At 72.6% G+C, this 17,914-nt stretch carries 14 protein-coding genes; 6 read left to right on the top strand and 8 right to left on the bottom strand.

The genetic code is table 11. From position 1 onward, the window contains the following. Positions 1-169: 169 nt before the first annotated feature. The 4 genes from AC3ETA_RS13890 to AC3ETA_RS13875 all read right to left on the bottom strand — a co-directional run bounded on the left by AC3ETA_RS13890 (position 170) and on the right by AC3ETA_RS13875 (position 4,251). Positions 170-1,042, bottom strand: coding sequence for a universal stress protein (locus AC3ETA_RS13890; RefSeq protein ID WP_432193180.1), 873 nt, complete (start codon positions 1,040-1,042; stop codon positions 170-172). A 5-nt stretch (positions 1,043-1,047) separates the two neighbouring features. Further along, positions 1,048-2,070: an alcohol dehydrogenase AdhP gene (gene adhP / locus AC3ETA_RS13885; RefSeq protein ID WP_432193179.1), complete on the bottom strand. Its 1,023-nt coding sequence runs from the start codon at positions 2,068-2,070 to the stop codon at positions 1,048-1,050. Positions 2,071-2,095: 25 nt separating this feature from the next. Continuing rightward, positions 2,096-3,001, bottom strand: coding sequence for a universal stress protein (locus AC3ETA_RS13880; protein WP_432193178.1), 906 nt, complete (start codon positions 2,999-3,001; stop codon positions 2,096-2,098). 326 nt (positions 3,002-3,327) lie between these two features. After that, a complete protein-coding gene (locus AC3ETA_RS13875) occupies positions 3,328-4,251 on the bottom strand; it encodes an amino acid kinase family protein (RefSeq protein WP_432193177.1) in 924 nt (307 codons plus the stop codon). A 220-nt stretch (positions 4,252-4,471) separates the two neighbouring features. Between AC3ETA_RS13875 and AC3ETA_RS13870 the strand changes: the two genes are divergently transcribed. Further along, positions 4,472-4,936: a cyclic nucleotide-binding domain-containing protein gene (locus AC3ETA_RS13870; RefSeq protein ID WP_432193176.1), complete on the top strand. Its 465-nt coding sequence runs from the start codon at positions 4,472-4,474 to the stop codon at positions 4,934-4,936. A gap of 47 nt (positions 4,937-4,983) precedes the next feature. After that, on the top strand, positions 4,984-5,643 hold the full coding sequence (locus tag AC3ETA_RS13865; protein ID WP_432193175.1) for a CBS domain-containing protein: 660 nt from the start codon (positions 4,984-4,986) through the stop codon (positions 5,641-5,643). 380 nt (positions 5,644-6,023) lie between these two features. Here AC3ETA_RS13865 and AC3ETA_RS13860 read toward each other — a convergent pair whose 3' ends face one another. Together AC3ETA_RS13860 and AC3ETA_RS13855 are read right to left on the bottom strand one after the other, a co-directional pair. Continuing rightward, the gene (locus AC3ETA_RS13860; protein ID WP_432193174.1) at positions 6,024-8,723 is read right to left on the bottom strand and encodes a cation-translocating P-type ATPase; all 2,700 of its coding nucleotides are present in this window, start codon (positions 8,721-8,723) and stop codon (positions 6,024-6,026) included. Positions 8,724-8,725: 2 nt separating this feature from the next. Then, a complete protein-coding gene (locus tag AC3ETA_RS13855) occupies positions 8,726-9,604 on the bottom strand; it encodes a universal stress protein (RefSeq protein ID WP_432193173.1) in 879 nt (292 codons plus the stop codon). A 328-nt stretch (positions 9,605-9,932) separates the two neighbouring features. On the opposite strand from AC3ETA_RS13855, the gene AC3ETA_RS13850 reads away from it, so the two are divergent. Continuing rightward, entirely contained in the window at positions 9,933-10,799 is an 867-nt protein-coding gene (locus AC3ETA_RS13850) for a universal stress protein (RefSeq protein WP_432193172.1), read from the top strand. 21 nt (positions 10,800-10,820) lie between these two features. Next, positions 10,821-13,187, top strand: a complete 2,367-nt coding sequence (locus tag AC3ETA_RS13845; protein WP_432193171.1) for a heavy metal translocating P-type ATPase — start codon at positions 10,821-10,823, stop codon at positions 13,185-13,187. A 423-nt stretch (positions 13,188-13,610) separates the two neighbouring features. On the opposite strand, the gene AC3ETA_RS13840 is transcribed toward AC3ETA_RS13845, so the two are convergent. Together AC3ETA_RS13840 and AC3ETA_RS13835 are read right to left on the bottom strand one after the other, a co-directional pair. After that, on the bottom strand, positions 13,611-13,817 hold the full coding sequence (locus AC3ETA_RS13840) for a hypothetical protein (RefSeq protein ID WP_432193170.1): 207 nt from the start codon (positions 13,815-13,817) through the stop codon (positions 13,611-13,613). Positions 13,818-14,196: 379 nt separating this feature from the next. After that, positions 14,197-14,610: an Hsp20/alpha crystallin family protein gene (locus tag AC3ETA_RS13835; protein WP_432193169.1), complete on the bottom strand. Its 414-nt coding sequence runs from the start codon at positions 14,608-14,610 to the stop codon at positions 14,197-14,199. A 725-nt stretch (positions 14,611-15,335) separates the two neighbouring features. On the opposite strand from AC3ETA_RS13835, the gene AC3ETA_RS13830 reads away from it, so the two are divergent. Both AC3ETA_RS13830 and AC3ETA_RS13825 read left to right on the top strand, forming a co-directional pair. Further along, positions 15,336-16,298: an ABC transporter ATP-binding protein gene (locus AC3ETA_RS13830; protein ID WP_432193168.1), complete on the top strand. Its 963-nt coding sequence runs from the start codon at positions 15,336-15,338 to the stop codon at positions 16,296-16,298. Next, on the top strand, positions 16,295-17,887 hold the full coding sequence (locus tag AC3ETA_RS13825) for an ABC transporter permease (protein WP_432193167.1): 1,593 nt from the start codon (positions 16,295-16,297) through the stop codon (positions 17,885-17,887). The genes AC3ETA_RS13830 and AC3ETA_RS13825 overlap by 4 nt, the downstream gene beginning before the upstream one ends. Positions 17,888-17,914 lie beyond the last annotated feature (27 nt).

Raw genomic sequence — 17,914 nt, 5'->3', positions numbered from 1 at the left:
CCCTCGAACGAGGGCCGGGCAGCGGACAGTGCCGGCAGACCGGTGCCGTGCTCGCGGACCCTGCTGTGGGGCGGCTGCGGGCAGCGCCCGTCTCCTCGCATACCGAGGCAGCGCGAGACCGGTGACGCCGGCCGCGGCACACGGCCGGCGTCACCGCCGCGCACGGCTCTCAGGTCGGTTGCGGTACGACGGCGACCGGACAGGCGCTGTGGTGCAGCGCCGTGTGGGCGACGCGGCCGAGCTGGAGTCCAAGGGGGCTGGTACGGCGCCTGGCACCGACGATCAGGAGGTCGGCGCCGCAGGAGGCGTCCACCAGCACGCGACGGGCATGGCCCTCGACGGTACGGCGAGACAGCTCCAGGTCTCGCGGGGCGTCCCGCAGAGCCTTTGCCAGTATCTCCTCGGCGTTCTGCTCGTGCAGCCGAGCCGGTGCGTCGGCGAGCAGGGGGTGATCGGTGGTCTCGTGCGCGGGGCACCGCCAGGCCCGTACGGCTTCCAGGGGGACCCCGCGGCGCCGGGCCTCCTCGAAGGCGAAGCGCACGGCCGCCGAGTCCTCGGCGGATTCACCGACACCCACCACGATCCGTCCGTGTACCGGCGGTGTCGCCTGGTTGTCGTGACTGCCGCGGATCACGAACACAGGGCAGAGGGCATGCGCGGCGACCGTCAGTCCGACGGAGCCGAGCAACACCTCGGCGAGACCGCTGCGCCCGCGGTTGCCGACGACCAGCGCGCAGGCATGCCGGCTCTCGCGCACCAGGGCGAACTCGGGTTCCTCGAACACCACGTCGGAGGTCACTTTCAGATCCGGGTGTCGGTCGCGTGCCCGCCGGACGGCGGCGCCGGTGATCTCCTGAGGCAGCTCCTGCACGGAAGGCTCGCCGAGTTCCCGGGCCAGCGTGGCCCCCTCGTACCGCTCCCACAGGCAGGCGTACACGACGTTGAGCGGCGTTCCGCGTATCTCGGCCTCGTCGGCCGCCCAGTCGACGGCCCGCAAAGCGGGCTCGGAGCCGTCGACGCCGACGACGATCGGCAGGTCCATCGCCCTCACCCTCCGGCACCGAGGTCGAACACGATCCGGGCCTTGACCTGGCCACGCAGCACCTCGTCGATCGACTCGTTGACGGAGCTCAGCGGGCGGGTCTCGCAGATGACCTCGGTCCGGCCGGCCGCGTGCAGTTGGAAGACCTCGGCGAGGTCCTGGCGGGTGCCGACGATCGAGCCGATCACGCTCGTCCCGTTGAGGACGGTGTCGAAGATCGGGACCTGGATGGTTCCGTGCGCGGGCAGGGCGACCATGACGAGCTTGCCGCCGCGCCGGAGCCCGGAGTTGGCCGCCGCGAAGGCGGCTTCGTTCACGGCGAGGGCGATCGCGGCGTGGGCACCGCCGTGCCGCTTGAGCAGCTCTCCCACATCGTGCTTGCGAGCGTCGATGACGAGGTCGGCCCCCAGTTCGGCGGCGAGTTCGAGCTTCTCGTCGGTGACGTCGATGGCCGCGACGGTGGCACCGGCGATCTTCGCGTACTGCACGGCCAGATGCCCGAGTCCGCCGATGCCCGAGATCGCGACGAGCTGCGTGGGCTTCACGTCGGCGACCTTGAGCGCCTTGTAGGTGGTCACGCCGGCGCAGGTCAGCGGGGCGGCGTCGACGGCGCTGACGCCCTGCGGCACCGGCTGCGCGAAGTCGGCCCAGGCCAGCATCTTCTCCGCGTATCCGCCGTCACAGCCGTAGCCGGTGTTGATCTGCTGCTCGCACAGCGTCTCCCAGCCGGACAGACAGTGCTGGCACCGCCCGCAGGCCTTCCCGAGCCACGGCACGGCGACCCGCTGACCGACGCTCAGGTGGGTGACTCCGTCGCCGAGCTTCTCGACGAGGCCGACGCCCTCATGGCCTGGCACGAACGGCGGGTTCGGCCGCACGGGCCAGTCGCCGTGAGCGGCGTGGATGTCGGTGTGGCACAGCCCGGAGGCCTCGACCCGGATACGGACCTGGCCGGGGCCGGGCTCGGGGTCGGGGCGGTCCTCGATGACCAGGGGCTCGCCGAAGGCTCGTACGACCGCTGCCTTCATGGGGTCAACTCCTCGGGTATCGGTGTCAGTTGTGGGCGACGACCGCGACGGGCGCGACAGCGTGGTGCAGGACGGCGTGCGTGACCGGGCCGATGTGTGCGCCGAACGGGCTGCGGCGGACGCGGCGGCCCACGACGACCAGGGAGGCCTCGCGGGAGGCGTCCACCAGACGGACTCCGGGGCTGCCGGACCGGGACTCCTCGGTGACCGCCACGTTCGGGTACTTCTGACGCCAGGGGCGCAGCGTCTCCGCCAGGACGGCAGCCTTCTGCCGGGCGATCTCGTCGTTGAACCGGGCATCGCGGGACAGGCCGTAGACGTAGTACGGCGGCAGGTTCCAGCCGTGCAGCACCCGCAGGCCGGTCTCCCGGCGGGTGGCCGCCTCGAAGGCGAACTCGATCACCGAGTCGTCGGGGCTCTCGGCGTCGATGCCCAGGAGGACGGGCCGGTAGTCCGTGGCTGCCGAGGGAATGCCCACCTCGTCCGGCTCGTGCTCGTCGGCTGCCTGCTCCCCGGCGCGGACCAGGACGACGGGCCGTGCCGAGTGCGCCACGACGGCGAGGCCGACGGAGCCGACCATGAAGCCGCCGAAGCCGCTCATGCCGCGAGAGCCGAGAACCAGCAGGTCCGCGTCCGCGGCTGCCTTGACCAGGGTCTCGGCGTAGCCACCGGTGAGGTGCTCGGTGGTCACGTCGACGCCCGGGTGGCGCAGCCTGATCCCCTCGGCGGCCTCGCGCGGAATCCTTTCGGTCCAGTGCTGCTGGGTTTCGACGCCCAGCAGCGGGGCCTGGGCCATGGGTTCCGGGACGGGCTCCCACACATTGACGATCTTCAACGGCACACCACGAAGCTTCGCCTCGCGGGCCGCCCATTCGGCGGCGGCCCGGCTCTCGGGCGAGCCGTCCAGACCTACGACAACGGTTCCGACCATGATTCTGCCTCCTGATCAGGGCTCTTGATTCAGCCTCGGCCGTGCGGGGCGGCCAGTGGAGGGGCCGCTGGTCCCCCGGTCGGGACCGACCGGCCCAACGGCCCCCGCATTCACCGCAGCCGGGCGTCGCGGCTGACGAACGGCGGGCGGGCGCGCGCCCAGCCGTCGCTGTTCCCGTCGTGGAAGGCCGGCTCCACCGGATCCGAAGCGCCCCGCTGAGGAAGCCCGAGCGCGTGGGCGGCAGCGGTGCCCGTGATCGGCCGGCCGGCACCGTCGACGCGCTGCGCCGCCCGCCGACGAGCGTGACCGTGCTCTGTCAGGAGGCCTCAGGCGGCGAACAGATCCGGGCGCACGAGGGTTCCGGAGCGTCCATGCACGATCTCGTACGCCGCGTCCAGTGCGCCGATCGCGGCCAGTCGGCCGGTGTTCTCCACGAACCTGGCAGCGGCCTCGGCCTTGGGACCCATCGACTGCTGCGGGTAGCGGGCGTCACGCAGTTCGGCGGGCGTGGCGTCGAGGACGGGCCGCTGATCCGGGGTGCCGTAGCCGGCATAGACGTTCGGGACATCGGTCAGGACGAGCAGGAAGTCGGCCTTCAGCTCCTCGGCCAGCCGGGCGGCGGCCAGATCCTTGTCCACGACCGCCTCCACTGCGCTCAGCGCACCTGTGGCCCGGTCGCAGACCACGGGGACGCCTCCTCCGCCCCCGCACACCACAACGGTCCCCGTCTCCAGAAGCGCCCGGACTGTGTCGGCCTCCAGGATCCGCTCGGGCGAGGGCGCGGGAACCACACGGCGCCAGCCATGGCGGTACTCGGCCATGTGCCAGCCGTGCTTCGTCGCGAGGAAGCGCGCCGGGCGCTCGGGGTAGACGGGACCGACCGACTCCGTGGGGTTCTCGAACGCGGGGTCGTCCACACGTACTCGTGTGTGCGTGATGAGCGTGACGACATTGCGTCCGGGCAGCACGCCCCGCAGGACGCGCACCAGGAGAGTGCCGACCATGCCTTGCGTCTGCGCCGTGAGCAGATCCACCGGACAGGGGGTGGTGAGGGCCGTGTCAGCCGTGCTCTGGGCAGCCGGCAGGTCGAGCTGTGGCCCGTTGCCGTGCGTGACGACGAGTTCGTGGTCGTGAGCGAGGGCGGCGAGCGCGGTGGCGACACGGACGGTGTTGGTGCACTGGACGCCGGCGTCGGTCCGTTCACCGCGGTGCGACAGGGCGTTGCCGCCAAGCGCGACGACGATGCGCATGGTCTTTGTCCCTCCCCTCGCTCGGCTCCGGCGAGAGTGGGTCGAGTGGCTCTTCCCTCCGCTTCATCCAACGCCCGCCGCTGTGCTCCCACAGGGTGCCGAAGGGCCCCTGCGAGTCGCCGGGTGGCCCGGTTCCGGGGCCGGGTGGCCCATGGCCCTGGTGGTCGCGCGTGCCGACGCTGGAGGTGGTAGCTCCCCACGCACGACCTGGAGGCACGCCATGAACGCGCCGGCCACCACAAGCATGCCGCGGGCGCTCTCCGCCGAGCAGCGGGAACGGCTGCTGCGGATCGCTCGTGAGGTGTCGTTCCCGATGGGCGCCCGGCTCTTCGAGGAGGGCGGGCGGGCCGACCGGTTCTGGATCATCCGGACCGGCACGGTCGACCTCGACATGCGCGTGCCCGGTCGCCACGCCGCCGTCGTCGACTCGCTCGGCCACAACGAACTTCTCGGCTGGTCCTGGCTGTACCCGCCGCACGTCTGGCATCTGGGCGCGGAGGCGGCCTCACCACTGCGGGCCTACGAGTTCGACGCCGACGCGGTGCGCGAGTTGTGCCGGACCGACCCCGAGTTCGGCAGGAGCATCGCCCGCTGGGTCGGCGAAGTCGTGGCCCACCGGTTGCAGGCGGCCCGTGTCCGGCTGCTGGACCTGTACGCCCCGCACGGCAGCGGGACCCCGCGCTGACCGGGCCCGGATCTCATACCGACCGACCGAGGAGCGGAGGAGTCGTCGTGCCCGGATCCCCACACATCGTGCGTGACGTGATGACGCGTGACGTGGCCGTCGTCAACCGCGACGCCGCGTTCAAGGACATCGTGCGGACCCTGCAGGACCGCAAGGTCAGCGCCCTGCCCGTGGTGGACGGCGGGGGCCGGGTCATCGGGATCGTCTCCGAGGCCGATCTCCTGCACAAGGAGGAGTTCCGCGACGGCGACCCCGACCGGTACACACAGTTGCGTCGGCTTTCCGACCTGGTGAAGGCCGGTTCGGTGACTGCGGGCGAGCTGATGACCCGCCCCGCCCTCACCGTCACCGACGACGCGACGCTCGCCCAGGCCGCCCGCACCATGGCACGGGCAGGGGTCAAACGCCTGCCCGTGGTCGACGCGGACGGACGCCTCGAAGGTGTCGTCAGCCGGGTCGACCTGCTGAAGGTGTTCCTGCGGGACGACGAGGAGATCGCCGAGGAGGTACGGCGGGAGGTCGTGGCCTACCTCTTCCCGCTCCCCGCATCGGCCGTACGGGTCGACGTGCTCGACGGCGTCGTCCGCCTGGGCGGCCGGATCCGGGACAAGTCCCTTGTGCCGGTCGCGGCGCGGCTGGTGCGGGCGGTGGAAGGGGTTGTGGACGTGGTGTTCGAGCTGGACGAGCAGGGGACTTCCGGGGTGTGAGGCCTTGCCCCGGGTTCCTGCTCGACCCGCACGACGACCCGCCGGATGCGCTCCCTGTGACACCGGACCCGTCCGTCTGCTGCCCCGTTCCGACGAGCCAGGCCTGCTCACAACGGTGCGGCAGGGCAGTCCGGCCCGCTGCCCTCCCCCCCTCGGCCGTACCACGCCCTGTGGCGCCGGTGCGGCAGCCGACTGTCCCACTCCGACCGGCCGCTCCCGGCTCCGTACCGGCCGAGTTCGCCGATGCCTCGCGCAGCGAGGGCGACCCTGCTCGGCCGGCACAGGGGGAGCGGCGCGCGATGCGCTGAAGGGTGTCGTACGGGCGATTCCCCGCTGAGCGGCGAGCCCTGAGCCGGCGGCGGGCCGAGGGCGCCTCCGCCTCACCCCTTCTCGGGCCGCACAAGCCACCGGACCCCACGCACGCCCAGCTCCACCAGCAGGACCGTGGATGCCGTCCCCAGACACACCGCCCACTGCCGGGCGTCGAGCGGCACCGTGGCGAACACCGTGCGCGCCCACGGCAGATGGACTGCGAGGATCTGCACCACCAGCACACCGGCCAGACACAGCCACAGCGTCCGGTTGCGGAACTGTTGGCGGCCGAGCAGAGGACCGTTGTCGGCGCGGGCGCCCAGGGCGTTGAACAGCTGGAAGAGGACGAACGTGGTGAACGCCATGGTCAGCGCGGTGTCGGTGTCGACCCGTTCGCGCGCGAGGGCCAGCACCACAACGGTGCCCAGCGCCATGACCGCGCCCGCACGGGTGATGGCCAGCAGGCGTCGGGCGTCCAGGATCCGCTCCGCCGGGTCGCGTGGCGGATGACGCATCACGTCGTCGCGGGCGGGGTCGACCGCCAGCGCCATGGCGGGCGGGCCATCCATGATGATGTTGACCCACAGCAGCTGGGCCGCGGTCAGGGGGGCGGGCAGGCCGGCGAGGGAGGCGCCCAGCAGGGCCAGGATGGCACCGACGTTGGTGGCCAGCTGGAAGCGGACGAACTTGACGATGTTGTCGTAGATCGCCCGTCCCTCGCGCACGGCCCGAACGATCGTGGAGAAGTCGTCGTCGGTGAGGACGACGTCGGAGGCCTCCTTGGCCACGTCCGTGCCGGTGCGTCCCATCGCCACACCGATGTGGGCGGCCCGCAGCGCCGCCGCGTCGTTGACGCCGTCGCCGGTCATGGCGACGATGTGGCCGCGGGCCGTCAGGGCCCGCACGATCAGCACCTTGTGCTCCGGGGCGACGCGCGCGAACACGCCGATGCCGTCGATGCGTGCGGCGAGTTCGTCCTCGGCCATCCGGTCCAGCCCGGCGCCGGTCACCACCTGTCCGTCGATGCCGAGTTCGCGGGCGATGGCCGTGGCGGTGTCGGCGTGGTCCCCTGTGATCATCTTCACCGCGACACCGGCCGTGCGGCACAGCGCCATCGCGTCCCGTGCCTGGGGACGCGGCGGATCGGCGATCCCGGCGATCGAGACAAGGGTGAGCCTTGGCAGCACGGAGGGGTCCGGCGGGCCGTCCACCAGTGCGGTGGCGGCGCCGAGCACGCGCAGACCCGAACCTCCCAGTCGTGCGGTCACGGCCTCGATCTCGTCCAGCTGCCCGTCGTCCAGGGGGCGCACGCCGTCGTCGGTCCGTACGTCCGTGCACAGGCCCAGCAGGACGTCCACCGCGCCCTTGATGTGGACACGGGTGCGCCCGCCGGGCTCGGCGTGGAAGGTCGCCATGTACTTGGTGGCCGCGTCGAAGGGCAGCTCGCCGGTGCGCGGCAGCTCGGCGCGCAGCCCGTCGGCGTCGACGCCTGTCTTGGCGGCCAGCACGACCAGCGCGGCCTCCGTGGGATCTCCGACGAAACCGTCGTCGGTCAGGTGGGCGTCGTTGCAGAGGGCGAACGGCAGGACCGCGGACAGGAGTTGGTCGGCACGCCCTTCGCCACCGCGCACCTCGCCCTGGGTGCCGTAGCCCTCACCGGTCACCTCGTAGAGCCTTCCGGCGGTCCACAGCGCCCGTACGGTCATCTCGTTGAGGGTCAGCGTGCCGGTCTTGTCGCTGCACACGACCGTCGCCGAGCCGAGGGACTCCACCGAGGCCAGGCGTTTGACGATGGCGCCGCGACGGGCCATGCGGTACACACCGAGCGCCAGCGTCAGGGCCAGGACCGCGGGCAGACCTTCGGGGATCGCGGCGACGGCGAGGGCCACGGCCCGCAGGGCGATGTCGGCCGGTCCCTCGCCGCGGAGCAGGGCGAGAAGCGCGTACGCGGTGACCGCGACACCGCTCAGCAGGGCGAGCCTGCGGCCGAGGCTGTCCAGCTGGATCTGGAGCGGACTGGCCGGTTCGGGGCCGGTGCGCAACGCCTCGGCGATCGTACCGAGTTCGGTGTGCATACCGGTGGCCGTGACGATCAACTCGGCGCGGCCCCGGGTCAGCGCGGTGTTCATGAACAGCATGCTGCCGCGCTCGGCGAGCGGCACCGGACCCGCAGCGGTGGCCTCGACGGCCGCGGTGGTCTTGGCGACCGGCTGGGACTCTCCGGTCAGGGCCGCCTCGGCGACCTCCACCGACTCCGCGACGGTGAGCCGGCCGTCGGCCGGGACACGGTCGCCGGCCTCCAGCAGGACCACGTCGCCGGGAACGAGAGTGCGAGCCTCAACCACTCGTTCCGTGCCGTCGCGGCGGACGCGGGCGGTGGGCACGAGCATCCGGCGCAGCGCCTCCAGGCTGCGCTCGGCGCGCCGCTCCTGGAGGTACCCGAGGACGGCGTTGATCTGGAGGACGACGGTGATCACCACGGCGTCCTTGATGTCGCCGATGGCCCCGGCCACCACGGCGGCGATCAGCAGGATGCCGATCAGCCAGTTGCGGAACTGGTCCAGGAACTTGAGCCATTCGGGCCGCCGGGCCGGTTCGGCCAGCTGGTTGGGCCCGAACACCGTGGCACGCTCGTCGGCCTCGCGCCCGGTCAGACCCACCGCCGGATCGACGCCGAGACGAACCGCCACGTGATCGGCGGCGAGCCGATGCGCGTCCGCCCCCGGCACGGTCCCGGGCACGACCTCTGTCGCCGGTCGCCCGCCCACGGTCACACCTCACTCGTCCGGACGACGGCGACCGGGCAGTGTGCGTGGTGCAGCACCGCCTGGCTGACCGAGCCGAGCAGCAGCCCGGCGAACCCGCCCCGGCCACGCGCCCCGACCACCACCAGCCCGGCGTCGGCGCTCGCCTCGATCAGGGAGTGCCGGATCCGGCCGCGCACCAGCCTGCGATGCACGGTGACGTCCGGGAACTTCTCCCCCAGCCCGCCCAGCGCCTCGGTCAGCACCCGTTGTTCCTCGTCGTGCAGCCGGTCCTCGTCGTACGTCACGAAGGGCGGGCCGGACGGTCCGTCGTAGGTGTGCTCGCTCTGGGTGGTCCAGGCGTGCAGCGCCATCAGGTCCTTGCCGTGCAGGGATGCCTGCGCGAAGGCGAACTCGGCGGCTCCGCGGGCCGCCGGCGAGCCGTCCACAGCCAGCAGAACGGGCCCCTCCGGGTTCGGCCTCCCGCGCACCACCAGCGCCGGGCAGGCGGCATGGGCGGCCAGGTGGCCGGCGGTGGAACCGAGCAGCAGCGCACCGAACCGGCTCAGGCCGCGACTGCCGACCACCACCAGGGACGCCGTGCACGACTCGATCTCGAGCACGGTCACCGGGTCGCCGACCACGACCTCGCGCGTGATCCCGATCCCGGGCGCCCTCCGATGGGCACGCCGCTCGGCCTTCGCGAAGGCGTCGTCCATCAGCTCGCGCAGCCCGGCGCCGCTCGGCTCCCAGGGCCCGCCGGGCGGTACGTGAGCGGCCGGCCAGCTGAAGGCATGCACCAGCCGCAGCCCCACCCCCCGCAGCCCGGCCTCACGGGCCGCGACCTCCACTGCCTCCATGCTCGACGCCGAGCCGTCCACCCCCACCACTACCGGGCCCTCCATCGCATTCCCCTTTCCTGGGCTGACTCCACGGATCTACTGGGCTGACTCCACGGACCGGGTACGGCTCGCCCCTGCGGGGCCTTCGGACTCCGTCCCACGGGACGGCGGCAGCACCATGCCGCCGGCCACCCCGGTCCGGACCGCCCTGCCCCCACTCCCGTCCTCCCAGACTCGCCCCGCCGGTCGGACCCCGCACAGGGCCGTACGGGCCCGCGAACACCCCCATCCGGCCCTCGTCCCGGTGATGACCGCGCTCCCACTGTGGAAAGCGGAGGAGTACACGCGCGACGGCGTGGAACAGGCGTCGCGCCGACACCGGAGGTACGTCATGACCGGACCCGTAGTCGTCGGGCTCGACGGTTCGCCCGCGAGCGTGACGGCCGCCTGGTGGGCCGCACGTGAGGCCGTGGACCGCCGTCTGCCCTTGGTCCTGCTCCACTCCTGGACCACTCAGCCTCTGGACCTGCCCATCGCCCAGGAGGCGCACAGCAAGCAGCGCTACGGCCGGGAGATCCTCGAGCGGGCCTCCGCCGAACTGCTGCACCGCTACGGTGACCTGGCCCTGACCACGGAATTGGTGTCGGAGCCTGCCACACTCGCCCTCCTGGAGCGTGGCGAGAGCGCATCAGTGCTCGTGCTCGGCTCGCGCGGACACGGTTCCGTGGCGAGCTTCCTGCTCGGCTCCATCAGTCTGCACGTGCTGGGCCTCGCGCCCTGCCCGACCGTCGCCGTGCGGGCGGACGATCCGGCCGTGGAGGCGGGGTGGGGTCATCCCGCGGCGGCGGACCGGAACGAGGTCGTGGTCGGGGTGCAGGAGCCGGGAGCGGCGGCAGACCCGCTGCTCGAGTTCGCGTTCACCGCGGCCGCGACACGCGGCGCGGGGCTACGGGCGGTGCGGGCGGTGCCCCTGACCTCGCTCGCCACCCGCCGCGACGAGGACGTCGAGGCCGACGAGCGTGTGCGGCTGGCCGAAGTCCTGGCGCCCTGGCGGGAGAAGTACCCCGACGTCCCCGTCACCAAGCACGTGGCCACGGGCCCCGCCACGCAGGTCCTGCTCACCGCGTCCACCCGAGGCTGCCTCATCGTCGTGGGGCGCAGGCGCCACCCGTCGCACCTGACCTGGAAGCTCGGGCCGGTCGCCCACGCGGCCCTGCACCACGTACCGTGCCCCGTCGCCGTCGTCCCGCACGACTGAGCCGCCCGGGGCGAGGACGTCATGATCCGTTTCCTTCCTCGGAGGCCGTCGCGCCGGGCGATGACGGCCCTCTCTCGTATGCCGCCGCTCGAATCGCTCCTGCTGGCCGACACCGTCGTCGCCCTGACCGTGGGCGGTGCCTTCTGGTTCGCGGGCGCCACCGGCCTCGCCGACCTGTGCTGGGCCCTGGGCACGGTCGTCGCCGTCGGGCCGGCCGTCGGCTGGGTGCTGGGCGCGCTGCGCCGCGGCCGGGCCGGCGTGGACCTCATCGCCGTCCTGGCGCTGGGCGGCACACTGGCCGTCGGGGAATACCTGGCCGGATCCCTGATCGCGCTGATGCTCGCCACCGGGCGGGCGCTGGAGGCATCCGCACGTCAGCGTGCCTCCGCCGATCTGCGCGCGCTGCTGGAGCACGCGCCCCGCACCGCCCGGCGGCGCATCGGCACCGACGTACGTACGGTGCCCCTGGCCGATGTCGCGGTCGGGGATCTGCTCGTCGTCGGACCCGGCGAGGTCGTCCCCGTCGACGGGCGGGTGGGGGGTGACCCGGCCGAGCTCGACGAGTCGGTGCTCACCGGAGAACCGCTGGCCGTACGGCACCCACCGGGAGAGTCGGTGCGCAGTGGTGCGGTCAACGCGGGCCGCGCCTTCGAACTGCGCGCCACCGCGACCGCGCAGGACAGCACGTACGCAGGAATCGTGCGGCTGGCCCGGCAGGCCTCAGCGGAGTCGGCGCCCGTGGTGCGGCTCGCCGACCGGTACGCGGCCTGGTTCCTGCCGCTCACCGCGGCGGTGGCGGGACTGACCTGGCTGATCAGTGGGTCCGCCGTGCGGGCGGTGGCGGTTCTGGTGGTCGCAACGCCCTGTCCACTGCTGCTGGCGGCGCCGGTGGCCGTGGTCTCCGGACTGTCGCGGGCCTCGCGCCTGGGCATGGTGATCCGGGACGGCGGAGCGCTGGAGAACCTCGGCCGGGCCCGCACGCTGCTTCTGGACAAGACCGGCACCCTCACCGGCGGCCGTCCCCGGGTGCTCGACGTGGTCGCCGCCCACGGCTGGCAGCCGTCGCAGGTCCTGCGGCTGGCCGCCTCGCTCGACCAGTACTCGCCGCACGTCCTCGCGCGCGCCCTCGTGGACGCGGCCCGCGAGCGAGGGCTGCGGTTGTCCGTGCCCAAGGACGTGTCCGAGGAGCCCGGCCGTGGCGCGCGGGGCACCATCGCGGGGCGCGGAATGACCGTGGGCGGCCTCGACACCGGCACGGAGCAGCCCGCCTGGGCCCGCTCGGCGGAGAACCGGGCCGTCCTGGACGGGGCGACCGTCGTCTGGCTCACAGTGGACAGCCGCCCGGTCGGTGCCGTCCTGCTGCGCGACCCGCTGCGCCACGACGCGCCGCGCACACTGCGCCGGCTGCGTTCGGCCGGCATCGAACGGCTCGTCATGCTCACCGGTGACCGCCCCGAACCGGCCCACGAGGTCGGCGCCGTGCTCGGACTCGACGACGTCCGGGCGGGCCTCTCCCCGGCCGACAAGGTCACCGCTGTGCGTGCCGAACGTGAACGCTCGGTCACGGTGATGGTGGGCGACGGTGTGAACGACGCGCCCGCTCTCGCCGCCGCCGACGTCGGAGTGGCGATGGGCGCGCACGGCTCCACCGCGTCCTCCGAGGCCGCCGACATCGTCCTGACCACCGACCGGGTGGACCACCTGGCCGACGCGGTCACGATCGCCGTACGGTCCCGTCGCATCGCTGTGCAGAGCGCCCTCGGCGGCATGGCGCTGTCGCTGATCGCGATGGCTGCGGCCGCCGTCGGTCTGCTTCCGCCCGCGGTCGGCGCCCTGCTCCAGGAAGGCATCGACGTCGCGGTGATCCTCAACGCCCTGCGCGCGCTGGGCGACGACCGCAGAACCCGCCCGGCGCTCCAGCCGTCCACCGAGGCCCTCATCCACCGCTTCGCTGCGGAGCACGACGACCTTCAGGACGTCCTGGAGGCTGTGCGTTCCGCCGCCGACCAGCTCTCGGACAGCCCCGGCCCCCAGGCCCTCGCGGCCGTGCGCGGCGTGCACCGACTGCTCACCGAACGGCTCCTGCCGCACGAGTACGCCGAGGAGCACCAGCTCTACCCGGCCCTTGCCCCCACGCTCGGTGGTCCCGAGGCCACCGCCACGATGAGCCGTGCCCACGTCGAGATCGACCGACTCGCCCGCCGGATCGCCACCCACCTCGCCCTGGCCGGCTCCGAGGAGGCCCTGGCCCCGGAGCAGATCGACGACCTGCGGGCCTGTCTGTACGGGCTGCACACGGTGCTGCGGCTGCACTTCACGCAGGAGGAGGAGAGCTACTTCTCGCTCGCGCCCACGACGCGCCTCGCAGGGCGCGACCCATCGAGGTGACGCCATGAGCGTTCCCGAGCGACAGCCGGACCCCACACGGCTCGTCCTCGAATGCCGCCCACCTCGTACGGCACTTCGGCGAACGCGCCGCCGACGGTGGGCTTCCGCTGCGGCCCGCGAGGACGCTGGTCCGAAGCAAAAGCCCGACGAGCACGGTCGACCGGGTCGCCGACTTCCACGGTGCCTGCATCGACCTCCCGACGTACGGACCGGAGCCGGGTGACGGGACGTCGAGGTTCGGGCGAGCCGCCCCGCCCTGGGCACGATTCGGCCTGCGGAACCGCCTCTTGATGAGGTGAGGACCATGCGCGTACGGACGTCGTCGGCCATGCCACAGGACGGTTCGCACAGCTGACGGCTCCCCGCCGCGCGAGCCGCGGGGAGCCGTGGCACAACCGTCCGTCCCCCGGTGAACCGGGTGCCTCAGCAGTGGACGGACGGGCGGTGGTCGGCAGTCTCGGTCCCGTGCGGTGCCCGCGTCGGCGGAACCGACGGCCGGTGCGCAGGGCGGTTCTGCCGACGCAGCGCGAGAGCGTCGAACAGCGCGGCGAGAGCGAAGGTGATCCCCATCGCCGCGAACAGCAGGAGCGTGAACCGCTCCCAGAACTCCGGCGTGAGACTCGTGCCCACGATCCCCACCTCCTGGGGTCGGTATCGTTCCTCTTCGATTCCAGCCAACTCCGATACGGCTCCCGGCGCATGAGCCAGGTGTCCCGAAGGGAGGGCTGGAGCGGCCCTTGCCCGGCCGCAGTCCCCTTCTCACACCGGCCGGGGACCGACCGGCCCCGGGACCTGCGCACGCCGCCCGGCAGGCTCCTCCCCTACCGAGGTCCCCGCTCGTGTCCGGCTGCCGTCCTCCAGGGCGCTCACCACGGCGGTCATGGCCGGCCTCCTTCAACCGGGATGCGCGGGAGGCGGGGCCCTGCCGTGGCGCGCAAAAACGCGTGTCCGTGGCCGGGTGACCCAGCCGGCCACGCACACGCTGTGCGGCTTCGGCGCGCAACGGCGCTCAGACCTGCCGCACGGGGATGGTCCTGGTGCCCGCCTTCGCCTCCGGCACCGGAACCGTGATGGTCAGGACACCGTCCTTGTAGTCCGCGGTCGCCTCGTCGCCCTTGGCTCCGGCCGGCAGCCGGACGGAACGGGTGAACGTGCCGTAGCGGAACTCCGTGTGGTGCTTCTCCCTGGTCTCCTCGGTGCGCTCGGACCGCAGCGTGAGCACGCCTTCCGTGATGGTGATCTCGACGTCCTCGGCAGGGTCGATGCCCGGAAGCTCGGCCCGCAGCACGTACGTTCCGTCCGTCAGGCGCTCCTCGATACGGATGCCGTGTGTCCCCGGAATCGCGGGGAGCCCGCCCTCCACCCAGCCGAACAGGTCGGGGAAAGTGGGCCAACCGGGCAGCCGCTCGATCATGCCGCTCATGTCGCCCTCCTCTTCTGTCTTCCCACTTCCAGCGTGACGCGGCGAGGCGGGGGGCGCCTGGGCCGTCCGGTCCCCTGCGATACCCGATCGGCCCCTGTCGGGCGCCCGCCCTCGTCGATCAGCTGTCCGATGTGGTCGGGCCGGACGATGCCAGCGCTCCCAACGCGCCGCCGTACTGCCCGCGAGACACGATCAGACGGTTCCCGAGGGTCGTTCGACCGCCCGGTCCTCGGGCAGGTCAGGGTCGACCTGCGCCGGCCTCTTCCGCTCTGGAGTCACGGGCAACTCCCGCACGGTCGCCCCACGTTCAGGGGGCCCTGGAGGGGAAGGCCGCATGCGAGCTCGACATCGCCGTCGTGGACGGCAAGTCCACATGAATCCGTCCAGAGGTCAGGGTCGAGATCCTTCCCGAACCGTTCGACATCGGCTCTCCTCAAGACCTGGAGACACCGGCCCAGGAGGTCGCGGTACTCGCCGTGGTCGTCGCCCCGACGCCCGGACGCAACACCTGCGGCGCGTTGCGCCACGCAGCGGCGCCGTACACGTCTGCCGGGTGAGAATCGGCCTGGGGCTGCTGCCGGAAGAGGCACCCGCGACCGGGGACAGGGCCGCGACGGCCGGGTCCCGCCCGTGCGGGGCGCCGTCAGCCATCCGGGACCTTCGGCCTCTGCCGCCGCCTCCTGCCGTGCGAGAGCATCGGAGACAGCCGACGCGGGAGGCTCTGCATGTCCACCATTTCCGCTCCCCGGCGCCCCGGCAGCTCCGGCGGCGACGGCTCGGCCGCCGTCTTCGTCTCGGGGCTGGTGAAGACCTTCGGGCGCACCCGTGCCCTGGACGGGCTGGACCTGGCCGTCACCACGGGTGAGGTGCACGGATTCCTCGGCCCCAACGGCGCCGGCAAGACCACGGCCATCCGTGTCCTGCTCGGGCTGCTGCGAGCCGACGCGGGCGAGGTCCGGCTGTTCGGCGGCGACCCCTGGCGCGACGCGGTCTCCCTGCACCGGCGGCTGGCCTACGTCCCGGGCGACGTCAGCCTGTGGCCCAAGCTGACGGGCGGCGAGATCATCGACGCCTTCGGCCGGCTGCGCGGCGACCTCGATCCGGTCCGGCGCGACGAACTGCTGCAGCGCTTCGAGCTGGACCCGACCAAGAAGTCCCGTACCTACTCCAAGGGCAACCGGCAGAAGGTCGGCCTGGTCGCGGCCCTCGCGTCCCGCGCGGAGCTGCTGCTCCTGGACGAGCCGACCTCCGGACTGGACCCGCTGATGGAGAGCGCCTTCCAGGACTGCATCCGCGAGGTGAAGGCCGAGGGGCGCACGGTGCTGCTTTCCAGCCACATCCTGGCCGAGGTGGAGGCCCTGTGCGACCGGGTGAGCATCATCCGGGCGGGGCGCACGGTGGAGAGCGGCACGCTGGCCCAGCTACGGCATCTGACGCGCACCTCGATCGACGTCGAGACGCTCCGGACGGCCACCGGCCTCGACGCGCTGCCCGGCGTGCACGATCTGCGCACGGAGAACCACCGGGCGCGCTTCGACGTGGACACCGACCGTCTCGACGACGCCGTACGCCACCTCACCGACTTCGGAATCCGCACCCTCACGAGTCAGCCGCCGACACTGGAGGAACTGTTCCTGCGCCACTACGGCGACGAGTCCGCCCCGCCCGCGAAGGACGAGCCGCGATGACTCTGTCGACCGACCGGACCGGCACAGCCGTCCTCACCCGGCTGATCCTGCGCCGCGAACGGGTCCGCATCCTGATCTGGATCACGGCCGTCCCCCTGCTGGTGCTGCTCACCGCGGCCAGCGTGAAGGGGCTCTACCCCACCCAGCACGACCTCGACGTGGCGGCCGAGGCCAGTGAGGGCAACGCCGCGGCCATCGCCTTCAACGGGCCGGCCCAGGGACTCGACACACTGGGCGGTGAGGTCGCCTTCCAGGTGGGCACTTTCGGACTCGTCCTGGTGGCGCTGATGAGCACGTTCATGACCGGGCGCCAGACCCGCGCCGAGGAAGAGGCCGGGCGCGCCGAGATGATCGGCTCCCTCCCGGTCGGCGGGCGCGCGAACGCCACCGCCGCCCTGCTGGTCGTGGCCGGAATGAACCTGATCGTCGGGATTCTTGTGGCTCTCGGCCTCATCAGCCTCGGCCTGCCCGTCGAGGGTTCGGTCGTCCTCGGTGTCTCCTTCTGCGCGCTGGGGCTCGTCTTCGCCGCGATCACCCTCGTCGTCGCCCAGATCTCGGAGAACACCCGGGTCGTGCACGGCACTACCGGTGCCGCGCTGGGTGTTGCGTTCGTGCTGCGGGCCGTCGGGGACATCGGAGACGGCACGGCGTCGTGGTTCTCCCCCATCGGCTGGGTCCAGAAGGCGCGGCCCTTCGCGGGTGAACGCTGGTGGCCGCTCCTCGTCCCGGCCTTGTTCACCGTCGCCGCCGTCCTCCTCGCCCACGCGCTCTCCGACCGGCGTGACCTCGGCGCAGGACTCGTACCGCCCCGGCCAGGACCGCCGAGGGCGGCACGCAGCCTCGGACGGCCGTTGGGGCTGGCCCTGCGACTGCAACGGGGCAGCCTGATCGGCTGGAGCTGCGGTGTGTTCCTGACCGGGCTCGCCTACGGCTGGGTCGCCGCCGACGTCGAGGACTTCGTCGGCGACAACGAGGCCATCAGGGACCTGATCGCAGGGTACGGCGGAGCGAGCCTCACCGACTCCTACCTGTCCCAGTCGCTGCTCGTCGTAGCTCTTCTCAGCGCCGGGTACACGGTGCAGTCGGTTCTGCGGCTGCGTGGTGAGGAGAACGGCCTGCGAGCCGAGCCGATGCTCGCCACGCCGGTCTCCCGGAGCCGCTGGGTGGCGAGTCATCTCGCCTTGGCGCTGGCCGGCAGCGTCGTCGTGCTCGTCGCCGGAGGGCTCGGCACGGGTCTCGCGTACGGCCTGACCAGCGGTGACCTGGGTCAGGTGCCGCGACTGATCGGATCCGTGCTCGCCTACGCCCCGGCGCTCTGGCTGCTCGCGGGGCTCGCGATCGCCCTGTTCGGTCTGGTCCCGCGCGGCACGGTCGCCGCCTGGGCCGCCCTCATCGCCTGTTTCGTCGTCGGCCTGTTGGGCCAGGCACTCGACCTCCCGGACCGGGCCAGGGACGTCTCCCCGTTCGAGCACATACCGCACCTCCCCGCGGCCGACGCGAGTCTGACAGCACCCGCGGTCCTCGCCGCACTCGCCGCCGCACTCATGGGGGCCGGGCTGGCGGGTTTCCGGCGGCGGGACGTCGGCTAGGTTCCGGGAGACATGTGCCGGTGGCGG

The organism is Streptomyces sp. bgisy027, from assembly GCF_057710365.1.
Note: the sequence above shows the minus strand (reverse complement) of the source record. Positions and strands in the feature narration are given on the sequence as shown.

What these genes read in the sequence shown, in the direction of transcription:
- AC3ETA_RS13870 (WP_432193176.1), top strand. Translation starts at nt 4,472, where the DNA reads ATGAACGCGCCGGCCACCACAAGCATGCCGCGGGCGCTCTCCGCCGAG.
- AC3ETA_RS13875 (WP_432193177.1), bottom strand. Translation starts at nt 4,251, where the DNA reads ATGCGCATCGTCGTCGCGCTTGGCGGCAACGCCCTGTCGCACCGCGGT.
- AC3ETA_RS13825 (WP_432193167.1), top strand. Translation starts at nt 16,295, where the DNA reads ATGACTCTGTCGACCGACCGGACCGGCACAGCCGTCCTCACCCGGCTG.
- adhP (WP_432193179.1), bottom strand. Translation starts at nt 2,070, where the DNA reads ATGAAGGCAGCGGTCGTACGAGCCTTCGGCGAGCCCCTGGTCATCGAG.
- AC3ETA_RS13835 (WP_432193169.1), bottom strand. Translation starts at nt 14,610, where the DNA reads ATGAGCGGCATGATCGAGCGGCTGCCCGGTTGGCCCACTTTCCCCGAC.
- AC3ETA_RS13830 (WP_432193168.1), top strand. Translation starts at nt 15,336, where the DNA reads ATGTCCACCATTTCCGCTCCCCGGCGCCCCGGCAGCTCCGGCGGCGAC.
- AC3ETA_RS13880 (WP_432193178.1), bottom strand. Translation starts at nt 3,001, where the DNA reads ATGGTCGGAACCGTTGTCGTAGGTCTGGACGGCTCGCCCGAGAGCCGG.
- AC3ETA_RS13855 (WP_432193173.1), bottom strand. Translation starts at nt 9,604, where the DNA reads ATGGAGGGCCCGGTAGTGGTGGGGGTGGACGGCTCGGCGTCGAGCATG.
- AC3ETA_RS13850 (WP_432193172.1), top strand. Translation starts at nt 9,933, where the DNA reads ATGACCGGACCCGTAGTCGTCGGGCTCGACGGTTCGCCCGCGAGCGTG.
- AC3ETA_RS13890 (WP_432193180.1), bottom strand. Translation starts at nt 1,042, where the DNA reads ATGGACCTGCCGATCGTCGTCGGCGTCGACGGCTCCGAGCCCGCTTTG.
- AC3ETA_RS13845 (WP_432193171.1), top strand. Translation starts at nt 10,821, where the DNA reads ATGATCCGTTTCCTTCCTCGGAGGCCGTCGCGCCGGGCGATGACGGCC.